Origin of the sequence: Prosthecobacter gellanilyticus, from assembly GCF_007992435.1 — a bacterium.
In the GTDB taxonomy this organism is placed as follows: Bacteria; Verrucomicrobiota; Verrucomicrobiia; order Verrucomicrobiales; family Verrucomicrobiaceae; genus Prosthecobacter; species Prosthecobacter gellanilyticus.
In genome coordinates, this window is record NZ_BKAG01000009.1 from 78,865 (window position 1) to 95,465 (window position 16,601).

The window sequence follows — 16,601 nt, forward strand, 5'->3', positions numbered from 1 at the left end:
AGGTCCATGCGACTGCTCCTTGCCGCCCTGTTCATGGCCCAGACGGCCTCCGCCGCGCCAAACATTCTCCTGGTGGTGTCCGATGACCAGCGCCCGGATACCATCCATGCTCTGGGAAATGCGGTGGTCGAGACGCCGAACCTGGACCGCCTGACAACGCTCGGCACTTCCTTCACCCGGGCCTATGCGGGCTACCCGATCTGCCATGTCAGCCGCGCGCAGATCCTCACCGGCACACCCGCCTTTGTGGCGCTGCCGAAGTATCCGGAAGGCGCCATCGATCCCAAACTGGCCACGCTGGCCGGCACTCTTCAAAAGGCCGGCTATCACACCAGCTACACCGGCAAATGGCACAATGACGGCCATCCCCAGCAGCGCGGCTACACGACCACCAGCGGCCTCTACTCAAGTGGCGGCGGCAAAGGCACTGCGCAGCCGGACAATGATGAGCGCGGCCGCCCGCTCACCGGCTACCGCGGCTGGACTTTTAAAGATGCGCAAAACAAACCCGAGCTCGATAAAGGCATCGGTCTACAGCCGAGCAACAGTCGCCACGTTGCCGATGGTGCCATCGAAGCGATTCGATCCGCGCCAAAAGACAAACCGTGGTTCGTGCATGTGAACTTCGCCTTTCCTCATGATCCGCGCCAGTGGCCCGAAGGCATGAAGGAGCGCTATGATCCTGCCAAGATTCCGCTGCCGCCCAACTTCGCGACGAAGCATCCCTTTGATCATGGCAACATCGATGGTCGCGACGAACTGCTTCTGCCAACGCCGCGCGAAGAAGCCGCCGTCCGGGAAGAGCTCGCTCTCTACTATGCCATGGTCACGGATCTCGATGCACATCTCGGCCGCATCCTCGCGGCACTACCATCGCTGGATGAAACGATCATCATCTTCACCAGTGACCAAGGCCTCGCCCTCGGCAGCCATGGCCTGCTTGGAAAACAAAACCAATACGAGCACAGCATCCGCAGTCCCTTGATCATTTGCGGGCCAGGTTTGCCGAAGAACGAGCACAGTGCGGCACTCGTTCAATTGAGCGATCTGTTCCCCACGCTCTGCGAGCTCACTGGCGTCGCTATTCCAGACACCGTGAAGTCAGATAGTCTCGTGCCCATGCTCATGCACAAGACGGATCACGTGCATGACTTTATCACGGGCATGTTCACGGACACGCAGCGCATGATCTGTGATTCACGCTGGAAGCTGGTCATCTATCCCAAGCTTGGCCGTGAACAGCTTTTCGATCTTCAAAGCGATCCGCATGAGTTGAAGGATCTGAGTGGCGATGCGAAGCAGCAGGAACGCAAGGCGGATCTCAAGCGGCGCTTGCAAGTCTGGAGGCTCGCGAACCACGATCCTTTACACTGAAGCATGTATCAAGCCTGCTCCGTCGTGTGGAAGTCCGGATACGCATTCGCTGCGTGCTCCGTGAAGTCCAGACCATTGACCTGTTCTTCCTCGGTCGCACGAGTGCGGACGGCGAAGTTGATGATTTTGAAGATCAGGAAGCAGGTGACAAATGCATAGACGCTGGCGGACACCGTGCCCAGTGCCTGCACGCCGAGCCGCTCGATCGAGAAGCCTTTCTCATCAAACAACGCCACACTGAGAGTGCCCCACCAGCCACAGCAAAGATGCACCGGCACCGCACCGACGGCGTCATCAATCTGCCAGCGCTCCAGCGCGATTGTCGCCACGGTGGTGATGATGCCGCCGATGGTGCCGATGACCACGGCTGAAGCTGGAGTGACATTACTGCAGCAAGCCGTGATGGCTACCGCACCGCCGAGCGCGCCGTTCATGGCGATGTTCACATCCGGCTTGCCCTGGATGAACCACATGGCCGCCATGGCCGCAATGCCCGCCGCCGCCGGGCTGATGGTGGTATTGACCACGAGCCTTCCAATGACCGATGTGGCAGACAGCGAGGAGCCCGCGTTGAAGCCGAACCAGCCAAACCACAGCAGCAGCACGCCAAGAATGACGAGGGGCACGTTGTGACCGGCGATCAGACGCGGCGTGCCGTCCTTGGCAAAGCGTCCGTGACGTGGTCCGACCGCCAGAATGCCGGCCAGCGAGCAGGCGCCACCACAAGCATGCACCACCGTGGAACCCGCGTAGTCCACGAAGCCCATGGCCTCCAGCCAGCCCTTGTCCGTGCCCATGCCAAAGGCACCGCCGAAGCTCCCCCAGGCCCAGTGACCGATGACAGGATAGATGAAGGCTGTGAAGAGCGCGCAGTAGAAGAGATAACCGAGGAACTTTGTGCGCTCAGCCACAGCCCCGGAGAGGATGGTGCAGGCCACACCGGCAAAGCCCATCTGGAAGAACCAGAAGACCCAGACCGGATGGTCTCCTGGCAGATCTGAAATCCAGAAATGATCTGTGCCAAAGAGGCCGTTCCACGTGCTGCCGAACATGATCGGGAAACCAATGAAGAGGAAGACGATGGCGCAGATGCAAAAGTCGAGGAAGGACTTCATCACGATGTTGATCGTGTTCTTCGCGCGGCAGGCACCGATCTCCAGCATCACAAAGCCCGCCTGCATGAAGAACACCATGGCCGCCGTGACGATGATCCAGACATAGTTAATGTTAGACTGGAGTGTGGTGAGCGCTTCGTTCGGAACCGTGGCAGCTGTGGCTGGGACAGGTGTGGGTTCTGCAGCCTTGGCAGTGACAGGCGCCGCCGCCGGTGTGGAGATCTTTTCCAGCGTCTTCTCATGGGCGCTCAGCTTCTCCAAGATGATGTCCAGCTTTCCCGCCACGCTCTCCGTGGCATCCAGTTTCGTGGCGATGCTGTCCAGGCGCTTTTCCAATCGTTGGCTGGCGTCAATCTTACCAAGGATGCCGTCCAGCTTCTGCTCCAGCGGTGCCACATCCGGAGTGGGAGCTGGAGTTTGGGCGGGTAGAGAGGCGCAAACAAAAAGGAGGGCGGTGAGCAGGTAGGATCTCATGAAAGGATGACTCAGGGGAGAAGTTCGGAAAGCTGCGGCTCCAGCTCGCTCAGCAGGGCCTGGCGCTTGGCCGTGTTGGGCACATACTCGATGAGCGAGATGGCGAGCTTGCGCACCTCGGAGACCGGCAGGCGGTAGGGATCTGGCGTGCTGCGTTTTTCCAAAGTGCGGTCGATCAAGTTGCCCACCTGCGCGCGGCCCATGACCTTGCCTAGCAGTGATTCCACCACTTTGCGCACCTGCCCCCAGTTGTTCACCAGAGGCTCCGCTTTCTCATTCATCTCCTGAATGCGCAGCGGGCTTGTGACCACAAGTTCCTCGATGCCGTCTGAAGTCTTGGCAGGGGTGGTGGGCGTATCACTGGGAAGTTGTGTCAGCATCAGCGCATGATCGCTCATCAAAACACTGGCCGCGCTGGCGACGAGGTCCGCGTCCGCGCGCGCGGTGAGCAGCATGACCAGCACGCTTTCGTCCTGGATGATGATGAGCAGCGTGCCGCCATCAAACTCCAGGTAGAGTTGTCGCATCTTCCTCCGCACCTGCCGATATCCATCCACCATCTGCGAGATAGTTTCCTGCAGATCAAGCGCACGCCCGTCAGAGAACGGCATCTGCTTGTGCACGGTGTTCCTGCCTTTGAAAAGAATGACTCCGGCCACGCCTTCGAGGCGCTGGAGGGAGGCTGCGGCAGCGATGAGCGAGTTGGCAGTCATGGTGTGTCGCGATTAGCCGCGCTGCAGGGTTTCACGCACCTGCCAGAGGCTGCGCCGGTTGCTCGAGACAGCTCCATGCCAGCCGGAGGAGGAGGCGCGGAAAGCCGTCTGGCCTTCGCGATCTTCCACGATGCCCAGCGTGAGCTGGCGCATGCCCAGCGTGTCTGCCAGCTTCTGCGCGAAGTAGCTCACATACTTCACCTCGCTGGTAAAGCGCTGCGCGGAGTCCGCCTCGCCGCCTGAGATCGTTTCGCGCCCCGAAGCTGTGTCGAGCTTGATCAAGCCAGGATCCGGCGGCATCCGAACGATGTTCGAAGGCTGCTGCGCGGTCCGCTCAGGACTGAGCGGAATGATTCGGGTCGGTTCTTCCACACCACCTCCGAAAGCATGGCGTATGCCAAATCAGCCCGGCGAGCGAGAAAGTCACAAATTTGTAAAACCGGCGCGGCTGAGGTTCTCTAGCGCCTAATCATTAATGCTTTCAAGCGCTCTGCTCAGCGCGGCTGCAGCGGTGCCCAGCCATACACTTTGTCTCCTTTGAAAATGGGGTGGTGGTCAGGCGTGCGGCCCATGTCCAGCACGACACCCTCACGCTCCACCGCGCTCACCCGCAGGTGCGCATACACGTCTCCCTCATCCCAGAGGATGTGCATCGGATCCTGCTCCTGAAAGCGATATCCGCGCACGGGATCGATGATGCAAAACTTCCAGGTGGGATTGATGTAGTTCACCGTACCGAGATGTCGGTAGACGAGCGCCTTGGGCACCCGGCTGAGATCATAGCTGGGCGCAGGTGCCAGATTTTCCTGCCATGGATCATACTCCGTTTCATCGTCCGTGACCACGGCAGGTCCGGCTGGTAGAGCCCGGGCGATGACATACTCCGGTGTCTCAGGCTTTGGCGCTGGCCAGTATTCCGCTGGAGACTGCGAACGCGGAAAGACACCAGACTTGCCATAGGGCAGGGGATCCACCGCCTCCATCACCTGGGCGATGAGTTTGAACAAGCCTGTCTCCCGCCCGATGCTGGTGTATTGGTGAGACTCCACCACCTCGCTGGTGCGTGCGCGAGTCTTCTTCACGCTCAGGAGATGATGCCCGCCGATGCCGACGACATTGAAGGTCAGAATGTAGTCCAGGCCCTCGTCCATCAGACGCTGGAGGCGCTGTGCGCTGCCGATCTGGTTGGAACTGGCGATCATGCCAGTGGCATCCTGCGTGGCCGCGCTTTCCAGGCTGAAGAGACGCACCTGGCCGCGCTTCAGCAAAGACGTGCCTAGCGTATCCGCCAGAGCTCTGGCAAGATCAGGTCGTGGCTTGCCATCGATCGTGACCTCTTCCGCATAGAGCGCCATGCGGGGCCGTTCTGCGAGCGACACCGTCTCCGGAGCATCCGCGAAGCTGACACTTATGCTCAAGGCGAGCATGCACAGGTGGCAAAGGGCGGAGAGGGGTTTCATATGCTGTAAGCCTCTGATAGTACGCATGTTAGAGTCCAAGTGATTGCTTTGGGAAGCAAAAAGATCACACTCGACTGGCGGTGCTTTCTCAGAAATGCATATAGATGAGGATGTCCATCGCCACCCGTCGCGGTGACCAGGGGGAGACAGATCTCCTCTTCGGCTGCCGGCTTGCCAAGTCCCATCCTCGTGTCCACGCCCTCGGTGCGGTGGATGAACTCAATGCCGCCCTCGGCCCCCTGCGCGTGGCCGCTTTGCGCACAGAGACTCGCGAAGTGGTGAGCACCGTGCAGCCCTGGCTCATCACCCTCATGGGAGAGCTGGCCACACCTCCCGGTGAGGAGCAGCGCTATGCCGCGAAGCATGGTCCCTTTGATGAAGGCAAGGTCACCTGGCTGGACGAGTGGGTAGCAAAACTGGAAGCGGGTGGCGCCCTCCAGATCAAAGGCTGGGCCCTGCCCGGCGAGGCCGGTGTGATGACCGGCGCCTATGCCGATCTCGCCCGCGTGGCCTGCCGGCGTGCGGAAAGGAATGTTGTCGACCTCATGGGCACGGACCAGGAAGTGCCGAACGTGGTGATCATGCGCTTCCTGAACCGTCTTGCAGATGTGCTCTGGCTGCTGGCGCGGTGGGAAGAGATGGGAATGAAATGACGAATTCCGAATTTCGAATGACGAAGGGGGTGTGATGCCTAACGTTTAATCAGATATATGGAAGAGTCCGGTCATGTTTTCAGCTTTACTGCATCTGTCAGAGCTATCGCTGACTGTCATGATATCATTGACTACATGGTCAATGAGTTTGGGATCAGTCCCAGTGAAGCTTTGGCAAGGCTCAACCGTTCTTTTGCAGGATGGGGCCATATCGGAGACCACCATATCTTTTTCCATGAGGATGAAGCATATTGGGCCAATAACATCTACTACGGAAAGTCTTCTGGATGGTGGCAAAAGGCCCGAAGTGAGCTGACACCCTTGCCGTTTCCCTGAGGAACTGCCGACCGTGCGCATCAATCCCCGGCATGTTTTTTGCGAGCTGAGTGGACGCTGCCGTCAAGATCACTTCACTTCGCGTTTGCCAGCACAAAGTCCACCAGCTCCTGGCACTCGAAGAACGAAGGTCCGACCTTGTGACCTTCTCCAGGGATGACTTTCACGCTGAACTTCCCGCCACCGGCCTCGTAGCGCTCTTTGAGGATCTTCGTGTTGTCCACATAGGGCACCGAGAGATCCGAGTCGCCATGCACGGCAAACATCGGCACTTTGTTTTCCAGCAGGCCCTTCAGATTGTCGATGGGATTGAACTCCGTGAGCTTGGTGGTGAGTTCTTCCTCGGTCATGCCAAAGTCGGCCAGCGTCTGCGGCTTCGAGTTCTTCAGGGACCAGCTGGCGAGGTTGCAGACAGGATAGATGCCGATCCAGGCCTTCACCTTGTCCGGGTGCCGGAAGGCCCAGGCCAGCGTCATCATGCCGCCGCGGCTCTGGCCTAACAGGATGGGTTTCGATGAGTAGCCACGCTTCACCATCTCCTCATAGAACTGATGAAACTTCGCCGTGCTGCCGGGGGCTCCGCGCACTTCGCCGATGTCAAAGCCGGCGATGCTGATGCCTGCGTTCATGAAGGCCTCGAAATACATCTTCTTGCCCACGATCGAGACACCCTTCAGCGTTGGCGCATACCAGAGCCAGGGTTTGCCTTCACCGGGCTTCGGCGCGGCATAGATGAATCCCTTTCCTCCTGCCAGATCAAAGGTCTCGGCTTTCCTGGGAAAGTTGTCTTGAGCTGCCAGGGGCAGGGTGAAACAGGCGATCAGGAGAAGAAGGAAGCGTTTCATGGTTCAGTTCAGTAGACGAGGCTGCGGAACCTCTGAACGCGATGAAAGGTGATCAAATTACCGTTATGCGCGGAATGAGCCTTTTCATCGCCGCTGCGGCTCACGATGACGAGGTCCTCACCATCGATGCACATGCTGGCATAGTGCCGGCTTTCCTTCGGCGTGGCACCGATGCTGACGACACCCGCGAAACACCAGTCGATCATGTTTTTGGAGAAGTGCAGCACGAGGCGGTGCCGTTCATTGTCCGGTGTTCCCCAGCGATCCTTCGGCATGGCATCAGGCCGGATCATGGAGTCCGTGGTCTGTGATCCGAGCAGCCAGTAAAGCTTCGTCTTCTCATCCCACTCAACATGAAAGCGCATCTGGCCGCCAGGGCAGGGGACGAAGAGCATGGGCGTGCCTGCCGGTGACTTCACCACGGAGGTGGTCATGCTGCCATCCTCGTTCTCCTTCACCTGGGCGATGGCGGCATAGTTGGTCATGCCCGTGTTGGCGCGCATCCAGAGATAAAAAGTCTTTCCCGCAGGATCATGCCACAGATGCTGTGGATCCGTGAACTGCACCACATTTGTCTCCAGCCAGCCTGCTGGAGCAATGCTGCGGCCTTTCGGTGGCACCAGAAAGGTCACCTTCTTCCGGTCCATGGGGTGAAAGGGAAACCCGAATGCATTCGGCATCCGGGATTCTGGCAGATCCTCAAACACCAGCTCGCTGGCAAAGGTCCAGCTCTTCCGATCGAGCAGATCGCTGTCTGCTTTCGCCCGCATCAGCACCGGTGCCAGATCTCCCACCTGCCATCCCTGGATGCCACGCAGTGGCGCATGTTTTTCCATGACCAGATACACATTGCCTTTGGTGAAGAGGACATTGCATGCGGACTGATGCCAGATGCCCTTGTCATTGAGAGACACCTGCTCACTCCAGGTGATACCATCGTCATCCGAACGCAGCACGCCGACCTGCGACTTCATCCCGACAATGTAGAGTGACTTTCCGGCCACGAAGGGCCGCGCGAAGGTGAGATTAAAGGTATGGCGCTGTGTCCAGATCTTGCCGCCATCATCGCTCGTCATGACACGCGCCTCATGAAACGGCTTGTTGTCGGGCGGAACGGGTTTGCCGGCCGAAGATATCTCATGTGTCACCACCAGCCTACCCGATGGCAACCGGCAGATGGCTGGAGTATAACAATAGATGCGCGCAGGATCAGGCGAAGTCCAGATGGCCACATGATCCTGAGCTAGTGGACGGATCTGACCTGATGTCACGGAGACGATCAAGAAGAGAGAAAGCTGAAGGATGGATTTCACGTCGGAAAAGAGGCGGACGCTCATCCTTGCTCGTCTTCTATCGGCTATCCGGCTGAATGAGTGCGCATGCTTGAACTGTGAATGCTGATTCTTGACCCGAAATTGTCCCCCTGGTTTCGTTCGGTGTCTTATGACTTGCAGAACAGCTGCTCGAAGAGCTCGCGTGATCTCCTTAACCCTTCTTCCGTGAGTGCTATGGACTTGTTTTTGTTCACAGGATCACTGATCAAACCCTTCTCGTGCAGCCTTGAAAGCGCGTCCCAGTCATGAGATTTCCAGGCGGTCGCCGTGCCATACTGTTCCTCCATATTGCTTTGAGACGAGCCAAGGTGGAGCAGGGCCAGGACGGCATCGTCAATCTTGTCGTGGTCAGGTTTCATAGGATGAAGGTTATACGATACCGCCGCCCATCATCTGAAATCTCCAAGAAATTTAGGGTCCCTCTGGCAGTTCTTTCAGCCACGCGAGATTGAAGACGTAATGGTTCTTGCTGGTGATGAGCTGGATGTTGCCGTCGCGTGTTTGGGTTGAGGAGAGATAGCCGCAGGGCTCGGCCATCGTGTCATTCAGCACGCACATGTTGCGGTCGATCATGTTGATGGAGTGGTCTTTGCCGCCGGGTGTGATGAGCTTGCGCACGGGCCAGGTCTTGCCCTCATCAAAGGACACGGCGGCGAACATGCCGTAGCCGGTGAACTCACCCTTCATCGACTTGAAGGTCATGCCCTTCCTGTTCTTCCAGTTGCTCCATTGATCCGTGAAGCTGCACACGAGGATGCCACCTTCACTCAGGCGGATCATGGTGGCACGCTGCACGGAGCTGATGGCCGGGAATTCGCTAGCCGTGTAGGTCCAGCTTTTGCCGAGGTCAGCGCTGTAGCTGATCGGTGTTTTGAAATCAAACTTGGCTTGGTCGGGCTCTGGATCATTGCGGCTGATGGCCATGATGCGGCCATCCTTGAGCTGCACGATGGGCGCATGAATACCTGGATAGCGCAAACCTTTGCCACCAGGGCGGAAGTCGCTCGGCTTCTTCTCGGTGTCATTCCAGTCCCAGCTTTTGCCTCCATCCTTGCTGAACACCAGGCTGCACTGCCGCATGTCATTGGTGATGACGAGCGCGCCATCCGCGAGGCGGATGAGCTGGTTGCCGAACTCACCCACAGGCGCTGCGATCGTTGGCCGTGACCAGGTGACGCCATTGTCCGTGGAGGTGCGGATAAGGTTCTCATCACGACCGCGCACATGATGATACAGCGTACTCTTGCCGTCCCACCAGATCTTCGGACCGTGATCATTGACATCCGCTCCATCCCAGAAGGATGAAGCAGGCTCCCACTCCGTGCTGCCATGGCGCAAACGGCTCGCGACATTGCTGAGCTCGGCACCACCTTCATCCGCGCAGGAATACCAGATCGCGAGCAGATCCCCGTTTGGACATTCGGTGATGCCCGGGCTGTGATTGTGCGTGAAGTAAAGTGGGCCCAAGGCGTCCTTGGCAATCTTCACGTAAGGCTTGGCCGAGATGAACACAGGCACGTCCTGCGGACCTTTCTCGATCTTGATCGCTTCCTGCTTCACATTCTGCGCATTCAAAGGTGCTGCGGGAGGTGGCAACGTCTTTCCTGGAGGCAGCTCCCCAAGCACCACGCGAAAGCCTGTTTTGTTGTTCCGGGTGTTGGGCAGCCAGGCACCGCGGTTCGCTGAGCGCAGCAAACGAGCGAATGCCGAATGGTGTCCGCCGCGAAAGACTCGGAAGTCTCCCTCGCTGCGGCCTAACGGATCTGTTTGTTCGCCGGCTTCATAGGGGCCATACCAATCCTGGCACCACTCGGCTACATTGCCATGCATGTCATGCAGCCCCCAGGCATTGGCAGGTGTCTGTGCCACTCGCAGGCTGCCAGTTTCTTCTTTGCGGTAAGGTTTCGGAAAGGCACCACTTCCAAAATATCGCTCCGCATAACCTTTGTCACTCCACCAAGGTTGAAAGCCATCTGGCAGAGCATCACCTGTATGAAAGAGCGTCGTGGCTCCGGCGCGGCAGGCATACTCCCACTCGGCCTCGGTCGGCAGGCGATAGGGACGTGCTTCCTTCTTCGAGAGCCATTCGCAGTACTTTACCGCCTGCTCCCAGGAGATGGAGTTCACTGCCTCATCATCTGGAGTGTTTTTGCGAAAGTCGGGATCGCTTTGGCGATACTGCCCTACTGTGACCTCGGTGGCACCCATGTAAAAAAGCTGAGTGATGGTCACGCGATGCGCAGGCTTCTCATCCCAGTCTGCATCGTCAAATTTCTCCGGATGCTTCACCATCCGGTGGTCCGCCGCCGGACCATCCTGCCCCATGAGGAAGCTTCCGGGCTCAATGGGCACCAGCTTCATGCCGATGGAGTTGGTGATCGGCTCGGCGGAATAAGCGGCTGAGGCCAAACAAACGATGAGAAAAGGCTTCATGGTCTTCAATGACAGTCAACGAGGTTCAGCGATCCGTGGCAACAGGCGGTGTCCAGAAAGTGCCTTCGATGGCCCGGTCCTCACCACGCGGCCCGTTGAAGTAATAGACGGTGAGTATGCGGCCATCTGGGCGCACAAGGCTGCGTGGATAGCCGAGGTCGCCATCGAAGCCGTCATCGCGCAGAATCACTTCCGGCGTCCAGGTCTTGCCTTCATCACTGCTGATGCGGGCACGCATGCCGCTCGGTTTGCGACGGAAGCCATAGGTCACGCACAGGCGGCCGTCTGGTAGCAGCACGGTGGCCGGTGGATTGCCTCCGATGTTGCTGGTCACATCATTCACCTTCGTCCAGGTCTTGCCGAGGTCATCACTGCGCCAGAGTTCAATGCAATACTCAGGTTTGCCGCGACGGATCGTCGTAAGCAGTGCTCCGCCTTTGGTTCTCACTGAGCTCGGCATGATGGCGAAGCCGCCCGGTGGTGGTTCTTCGCCGATGTAGTTCTGCAGCTTCCAGGTCAGCCCGCCATCGGTGGTGCGGGCACAGAAGACGCGGCCTTCCTTGTTGTCGGAGGCCTTGCCGCAACTGCCAAACATCAGGCAATCCTGCTTTCCAAGCACAATCAAATCCGTGCGCGTGCAGATCTTGTCCACGCCTTCGACGGCGAATGTAAACGGCCCCTGCCATGTCTTGCAGCGGTCATGCGTGGTGTAGATCCATGAGGGTCCGGTGTGCAAGCTGCCGAAGCGGAACATCAGCGCGAAATCAGGCGCGGTGAAGTCGAGAGGCTCCTTCAAGGGCACTGCCTTCGGTTCATTTTTGCGGTCTGAGTAAGGCTGGTCTGGCTCCACCTTCCAGGTCTTGCCGCCATCGAGGCTGCGTGCCTGTACACGATGACTCGGCTTGGTGCGGTCGATGCGGTGATCGGTCGTTGTCTCCTTGTAATAGGTGGCCGTGAAGCCCGCGACGAGTTCATCTCCCCATTGCCAGAGGCCCTGGTTCGCAGGCCAGCCGCCGTAGCGTCCTGGCTCCTTGTAGATGATGACGTTTTCTTGAGTGGCTGGCTTCAGCGTCGCGGCGCTTGTCGCGCTTGCTTTGGTCGCAGGATCACCGGGGTCCAGGCGAACGGTGTCCTGGGCGGTGATCAGGGTGGTCAGGGCTGCGAAGGTCGCAAATGCGGTCGGAAAGTAGCGTCTAGGCATGTGCGGGTACTACCCGCCTGCGTGCCAAGATCACTCAGGTTTCCATGACAAAACTTGACCTCTATCTAGCAGACGCTTGCGCAGTGCGGCTGTATCGATCTGCTGCACGCTGGTACCCGCATTTATGGCCTGCACAGCGGCGACACCAGCGGACTCGCCGAGCACACAAAAGACCGGCTCCATGCGTGCGGAGGCATAGGCGATGTAGCTGGAGGAGAAACAGATCGGCACGATGAGGTTCGTGCACTCCTCAGCCTTCGGAACGATGGAGCGATACGGGATCGGGTAGGGCTGCCCGGTGCCCTTGGCTCCGCCGATGAACATGTTTCCTTCCACGGCCACACCCATCTCGCCAGTCTTGGGATCCTTGGCCGCATAACGGCGTACTGGATAGATGTCCACGCCATACAACGCCAGGCCCACGGCATCATCCGCTTCTGTCTTGTTCAACACGTCCGCATGCGTGAGCACATAGCTGCCCATCATGCGGCGGGAGATGCGAACATAAAGCTGGTTCGGCCAGCCGCCGGTGTCCTCATGCATGGTGCGGTCCAGACCCAGCGCGGCGGTTTCCTGGCGGAATGACTCTGGCACACGTGGATCCGTGCTCAGGAAGTGATGCAGACCGCTGAGATGATCCTTGTGCTGGTGCCAGACACGGCTGCGCGCAGCCCAGTCACCATCCTGATAGTAGCGGCTCACGCCCAGCGGAGCGATGGTGATGAGCGAGTCGCGCTGGTAGTTATACTCGCCTGCATTCTTCCAGCCTGGAAAGATGCTCGCGAGCCGTGGCTTGGCCTTCTTCATATCACCACCCGCCCACTGCATGATGTATTTCACATAGCGACCCACAGCTTCAAACTGCTTCGGATCATAGTTCGATGGCGGTGCGATCTCCACTCGCTTCGGGGGTTCTTTGGTGACGTAGAAGCGGTAGTTGTAGGCTTGGGTGTAGTCATCACCTGCGCCCAAAGGTTTGCCATGGTCTGCATCCACAAGTGGCAGCAGGCCGCTCTCCGGCTTGCCCTTCTCCACATAGGGATCCACGGGCCGCCACAGTGTCGGTTCACGCACACCGGCAGGTTCTTCGTTGTAGAGATCACGGGCATCACGACCCACGGCATACGTCACGGCGGCCTTGGCCATCACGTCACCCTCGTAGCTGGCATCGATGAAGACTTTGGCAGAGACGCTTTTGCCCGGACCAGCCTTGGCTTCGGCCACGGGAATGCCATACTCATCTGGTGGAGCCAGCTCGAGCTGAACTTCGGTGATGCGCGTGCCCTCTTTCGTAACCTGGGAGACACGGTGCTCATAGATCACCGGCACCTTTTCTTCTTCGAGCCACTTCTTGAAGAACTCGCGGATCTCTGGCGGGCTCTTTCCCGCGACGAAGACCTTGCTCTGCGTGAGTCCACCGACGGCTTTGGGTTCCGGGCAGTCCTGCTTGGGTTTGATGCCTGCGCCCAGGATGCCGCCTAACCAACGACTCGGTTCAATGAGCACCACCGTCTTGCCTTCTTGCTTCGCGGTCACGGCAGCCAGGATGCCGGAAGGCGTGGCGCCATAGACGCAAACGTCGGCCTGGAGCGGGTCAGCGGAGAATGAGGGAGCTCCGCTGAATGAGAAAAGCGCTAGGACGGCTAGGAAAGGGCGGTTCATGATCGGAAGACAAGCGTCGCGACACATCGAATCGATTTGTCCAAGGTCAACATTCGGGAACTCGCCGTTGCGGCGTTTCTGGTGGTCTTTTCCGTGACACGATAGGTTAGGAAGAAGGCCGCGTTTAGGCGATGGTGCCAGCAACCAGGTGCCTCTCACTCCCATGAAGAACTCGTTCACCAGGATCGCCTCCGCATGGTTCATCTTCACTGCCGCGCCCTTGCTAGCGCAACCGGCGGCTCCGGGAATTCAACCGGAGGAGGAGTGGGTGCTGAACTACCATCTGATGCATCCAGGTGGCCCCAGCAGTCCGGGGGATCCGAATCCGGCCTTCTATCTCGATGGTGTCTGTCATCTGCACTACATCCTGCGCCATCCCTGGAAGAATGAGGAGTCTTTTTCCTTCGTTCACGTGACCAGTGATGACATGCTGCACTGGCGCTGGCAAACGACGAAACTACAGCCTGCCTTCACGGGGCATGGCATGTTCAGCGGCACGGGATTCATGACGCTGGATGGCAGGCCCGCAGCGATCTATCATGGTCGAGGCTCGGACCGCAACCAGATCGCTATTGCCAAGGACAATGCGCTCTCGGCTTGGGAGAAGCCTTTTCCACTGCAGATCAAGAATGCCGATGGCAGTGAGGCCAATGTCACCCACTGGGATCCTGACTGCTTCGTGATCGGCGATACCTACTATGCGATCTCCGGCGGTGTGAAACCTCCGGTGTTCAAGTCGAAGGATCTCAAGACCTGGACGCTGATCGGTGACTTCCTCCATCACGATATGCCGGATGTCACGATCGGCGAGGACGTGTCTTGCCCGAACTTTTTCAAGCTGGGGAACAAGTGGGTGCTGCTCTGCATCAGCCATCCGCTGGGCTGCCGCTATTACATCGGTGATTGGGATGCGAAGAAGGAGCAGTTCGTGCCGGAGAAGCACGTACGCATGAACTGGCGGAGCGATCAGCAGCCCGTGTGGGGCCTTTTCAGCCGCACGGATTTCTTTGCGCCTGAGAGTGTGCTGACGCCGGATGGTCGTCGCGTGATGTGGTCCTGGCTCACCTCGCTGGCACCGCAGCAGAAGCTGCTGAACAGGACCATTCAATCCCTGCCGCGTGAGCTGACGCTGCCGGCGGATGGCATCCTGCGCATCCAGCCGCTGCGAGAGCTGGAAGGACAGCGCAGTGATCTGGTGACGATCAATGACGTGAAACTGGCGAGCCCCGTCACCGGCTTCCGCGGCAAACTGCCGCCCAGCGCAGCGCCGCAATTGCAACGCCTTGCCGAGCTCCCCGGAAATTCGGCAGAGGTTCGTATCACCATCGCACGCGAGCAGGCGGCTCGGAAGCTACTGGGCTTCACCTTGTTCTCGGATGGCAAAGGTGGTGGCCTGCCAGTGCTGCTGCGCCCTGAGACCGGCACGCTGCGTGTCGGCTCCACCGAAGCTCCGTTTGCGGTCGCGGATCTGCCTGCTGGTGAAGACGTGGAACTGCGCATTTTCATCGACAACTACCTCGTCGAGGTCTTTGCCAATGGCCGCCAGTCAGCGGTTGCCGCGCATCTTGAGCACGGCAACAAACGCGGCCTGGATGCCTTCGTCATCGGCGAGGCCACCGATCTCAAGAAGGTGGAGATCTGGAAGATCAAGCCGACGAATGAAGGCTTCCGCGACGCTCAAAAGAGCCGCGTGTGGCTGCCAGACGAAGGGAAGTAAAAGCATGAATGGTTAGGCCATCGCCTTCTTCAGCGTCGCGAACTGTTCCTTCTGCTTCGCCAGCACGACCTGCCTGGCCTTCTCAGCCTTTGCTTTCGCCGCAGCGGGATCTTTGGCGAGGGCTAGGATCGTTTCTGGAATCTGGGCGATGCGCGCCTCGTCATCCATGGTGAAGAGCCATTCGTTCAGGCCGATGTCATGCCACATGAAGCCTTTGTTCGTCTGCTCATCCCAACGGCCGACGATGGCAGGGATGCCATTGGCAATGCACATGATGGGGCTGTGCATTTCATTACCAAAGAGGCCAAGGCTGCGCACGTAGATGCTGAGAGCCTCATCCGTGAGCCAGTAGGTCTCACGCCAGACGACGTTCTTTTTCACGTCCTCAGGAAGTGGATCGTAGAGCACTTCCTTGCCGAGGGGAATCTGCGTCTGATCCTCATGGGTGACGAGCACCTTCACACCGGCCTCGCGCACGAGACGGATGATTGCCTCACGATAGGGAGCGTGATCGTGCTCCTTCATTTCTTCACTGCGGGCGAGTTTCTTTTTGTCGACAGGGCGATCCTTGTGCAGCGTCCAGAATGGGGTCCAGCGGTAGCGTGGGATGCAGCAGAGGAACTTGCCTTCCTCCAGGCCGTGCTCCTTGAGATAGGCGGTGGCCTTCTCTTCGTTGCGAAGCTTCGTGATGCCAAAGGCGGTGTCAGGTCCCCAGCCCATCGCGGGAGGTGAAGTGAAGCCGAACTCTTCGGTCGCGCGTTTGGCTGAGATGCCGTCGCGGAAGTAGACAAAGCTCGCCTTCTTCAGCGTGGCCATCAGTTGCTCTCCAGAGTCGGTGATAGAGATGCCCATGACGCCAAAAGGTTTGCCGGTTTCCTCATGCCAGCGCTTGGCGTCTTTCCATGCACCGAAGCCGGAAGCCGAACCATGAATGAAGAAATCACACTCCTTGAAGGCTTTGTCGATGCTCTCCTGATCCTTGATAAAGACGGGCACGTCGGGGTAGTGCTTCTTGAAGAGTTCCGAAGCGCCGTTCTCCATGTTGTTCGCCCAGAAGCGCACCTCGGCGTCGATGCCGTGGAGCTTCAGCAGCTCCATCATGCCCATGTAATGGGCGATATCGCCAATGTTCTGGCTCTGCCAGCCATTGCGCAGGAGGATGCGCGGCTTGCGGCCCTTAGCCGCCGCCATGGTGGTGATGGGGGCGAGGCTGGCGGCAAGGGAGGTGTGGAGAAAGTGACGTCGGTTCATGGCAGGTTGTTAGGGAGAGAGTCGCGCGGCGCA

General features: G+C 58.7%; 14 protein-coding genes. 3 read left to right on the forward strand and 11 right to left on the reverse strand.

Annotated features, from left to right (window positions below; all coding sequences use genetic code 11):
- Window positions 1-6 precede the first annotated feature (6 nt).
- Entirely contained in the window at window positions 7-1,374 is a 1,368-nt protein-coding gene (locus BGE01nite_RS08120; protein WP_146849939.1) for a sulfatase-like hydrolase/transferase, read from the forward strand.
- Between the two features lie 8 nt (window positions 1,375-1,382).
- Here BGE01nite_RS08120 and BGE01nite_RS08125 read toward each other — a convergent pair whose 3' ends face one another.
- From BGE01nite_RS08125 to BGE01nite_RS08140, 4 genes are all read right to left on the reverse strand, one after another.
- Window positions 1,383-2,963, reverse strand: a complete 1,581-nt coding sequence (locus BGE01nite_RS08125; RefSeq protein WP_146849940.1) for an ammonium transporter — start codon at window positions 2,961-2,963, stop codon at window positions 1,383-1,385.
- A gap of 11 nt (window positions 2,964-2,974) precedes the next feature.
- Window positions 2,975-3,676 (reverse strand): hypothetical protein, encoded by a 702-nt coding sequence (locus BGE01nite_RS08130; RefSeq protein ID WP_146849941.1) that lies wholly within the window; start codon window positions 3,674-3,676, stop codon window positions 2,975-2,977.
- 12 nt (window positions 3,677-3,688) lie between these two features.
- Window positions 3,689-4,048 (reverse strand): hypothetical protein, encoded by a 360-nt coding sequence (locus BGE01nite_RS08135; RefSeq protein ID WP_146849942.1) that lies wholly within the window; start codon window positions 4,046-4,048, stop codon window positions 3,689-3,691.
- Window positions 4,049-4,170: 122 nt separating this feature from the next.
- Window positions 4,171-5,136, reverse strand: coding sequence for a hypothetical protein (locus tag BGE01nite_RS08140; protein ID WP_146849943.1), 966 nt, complete (start codon window positions 5,134-5,136; stop codon window positions 4,171-4,173).
- Window positions 5,137-5,246: 110 nt separating this feature from the next.
- Between BGE01nite_RS08140 and BGE01nite_RS08145 the strand changes: the two genes are divergently transcribed.
- A complete protein-coding gene (locus BGE01nite_RS08145; protein WP_170266672.1) occupies window positions 5,247-5,789 on the forward strand; it encodes a cob(I)yrinic acid a,c-diamide adenosyltransferase in 543 nt (180 codons plus the stop codon).
- A gap of 410 nt (window positions 5,790-6,199) precedes the next feature.
- Here the strand turns inward: BGE01nite_RS08145 and BGE01nite_RS08155 are convergent, their stop codons facing one another.
- The 6 genes from BGE01nite_RS08155 to BGE01nite_RS08180 all read right to left on the reverse strand — a co-directional run bounded on the left by BGE01nite_RS08155 (window position 6,200) and on the right by BGE01nite_RS08180 (window position 13,600).
- Window positions 6,200-6,970, reverse strand: coding sequence for an alpha/beta hydrolase family protein (locus BGE01nite_RS08155; protein WP_146849946.1), 771 nt, complete (start codon window positions 6,968-6,970; stop codon window positions 6,200-6,202).
- A gap of 8 nt (window positions 6,971-6,978) precedes the next feature.
- Complete coding sequence (locus BGE01nite_RS08160; protein WP_146849947.1) at window positions 6,979-8,283, reverse strand: sialidase family protein; 1,305 nt, start codon at window positions 8,281-8,283, stop codon at window positions 6,979-6,981.
- Window positions 8,284-8,411: 128 nt separating this feature from the next.
- Window positions 8,412-8,663: a DUF6429 family protein gene (locus tag BGE01nite_RS08165; RefSeq protein ID WP_146849948.1), complete on the reverse strand. Its 252-nt coding sequence runs from the start codon at window positions 8,661-8,663 to the stop codon at window positions 8,412-8,414.
- Window positions 8,664-8,715: 52 nt separating this feature from the next.
- Window positions 8,716-10,737 (reverse strand): SUMF1/EgtB/PvdO family nonheme iron enzyme, encoded by a 2,022-nt coding sequence (locus BGE01nite_RS08170; protein ID WP_146849949.1) that lies wholly within the window; start codon window positions 10,735-10,737, stop codon window positions 8,716-8,718.
- Window positions 10,738-10,762: 25 nt separating this feature from the next.
- Window positions 10,763-11,938, reverse strand: coding sequence for a sialidase family protein (locus tag BGE01nite_RS08175; protein ID WP_146849950.1), 1,176 nt, complete (start codon window positions 11,936-11,938; stop codon window positions 10,763-10,765).
- Between the two features lie 30 nt (window positions 11,939-11,968).
- A complete protein-coding gene (locus BGE01nite_RS08180; protein ID WP_170266673.1) occupies window positions 11,969-13,600 on the reverse strand; it encodes an FAD-dependent oxidoreductase in 1,632 nt (543 codons plus the stop codon).
- Window positions 13,601-13,763: 163 nt separating this feature from the next.
- On the opposite strand from BGE01nite_RS08180, the gene BGE01nite_RS08185 reads away from it, so the two are divergent.
- Entirely contained in the window at window positions 13,764-15,317 is a 1,554-nt protein-coding gene (locus tag BGE01nite_RS08185; protein ID WP_146849952.1) for a glycoside hydrolase family 32 protein, read from the forward strand.
- 12 nt (window positions 15,318-15,329) lie between these two features.
- On the opposite strand, the gene BGE01nite_RS08190 is transcribed toward BGE01nite_RS08185, so the two are convergent.
- Window positions 15,330-16,568: a polysaccharide pyruvyl transferase family protein gene (locus tag BGE01nite_RS08190; RefSeq protein ID WP_146849953.1), complete on the reverse strand. Its 1,239-nt coding sequence runs from the start codon at window positions 16,566-16,568 to the stop codon at window positions 15,330-15,332.
- Window positions 16,569-16,601 lie beyond the last annotated feature (33 nt).

What these genes read in the sequence shown, in the direction of transcription:
- BGE01nite_RS08120 (WP_146849939.1), top strand. Translation starts at nt 7, where the DNA reads ATGCGACTGCTCCTTGCCGCCCTGTTCATGGCCCAGACGGCCTCCGCC.
- BGE01nite_RS08125 (WP_146849940.1), bottom strand. Translation starts at nt 2,963, where the DNA reads ATGAGATCCTACCTGCTCACCGCCCTCCTTTTTGTTTGCGCCTCTCTA.
- BGE01nite_RS08130 (WP_146849941.1), bottom strand. Translation starts at nt 3,676, where the DNA reads ATGACTGCCAACTCGCTCATCGCTGCCGCAGCCTCCCTCCAGCGCCTC.
- BGE01nite_RS08140 (WP_146849943.1), bottom strand. Translation starts at nt 5,136, where the DNA reads ATGAAACCCCTCTCCGCCCTTTGCCACCTGTGCATGCTCGCCTTGAGC.
- BGE01nite_RS08145 (WP_170266672.1), top strand. Translation starts at nt 5,247, where the DNA reads ATGTCCATCGCCACCCGTCGCGGTGACCAGGGGGAGACAGATCTCCTC.
- BGE01nite_RS08155 (WP_146849946.1), bottom strand. Translation starts at nt 6,970, where the DNA reads ATGAAACGCTTCCTTCTTCTCCTGATCGCCTGTTTCACCCTGCCCCTG.
- BGE01nite_RS08165 (WP_146849948.1), bottom strand. Translation starts at nt 8,663, where the DNA reads ATGAAACCTGACCACGACAAGATTGACGATGCCGTCCTGGCCCTGCTC.
- BGE01nite_RS08170 (WP_146849949.1), bottom strand. Translation starts at nt 10,737, where the DNA reads ATGAAGCCTTTTCTCATCGTTTGTTTGGCCTCAGCCGCTTATTCCGCC.
- BGE01nite_RS08175 (WP_146849950.1), bottom strand. Translation starts at nt 11,938, where the DNA reads ATGCCTAGACGCTACTTTCCGACCGCATTTGCGACCTTCGCAGCCCTG.
- BGE01nite_RS08180 (WP_170266673.1), bottom strand. Translation starts at nt 13,600, where the DNA reads ATGAACCGCCCTTTCCTAGCCGTCCTAGCGCTTTTCTCATTCAGCGGA.
- BGE01nite_RS08185 (WP_146849952.1), top strand. Translation starts at nt 13,764, where the DNA reads ATGAAGAACTCGTTCACCAGGATCGCCTCCGCATGGTTCATCTTCACT.
- BGE01nite_RS08190 (WP_146849953.1), bottom strand. Translation starts at nt 16,568, where the DNA reads ATGAACCGACGTCACTTTCTCCACACCTCCCTTGCCGCCAGCCTCGCC.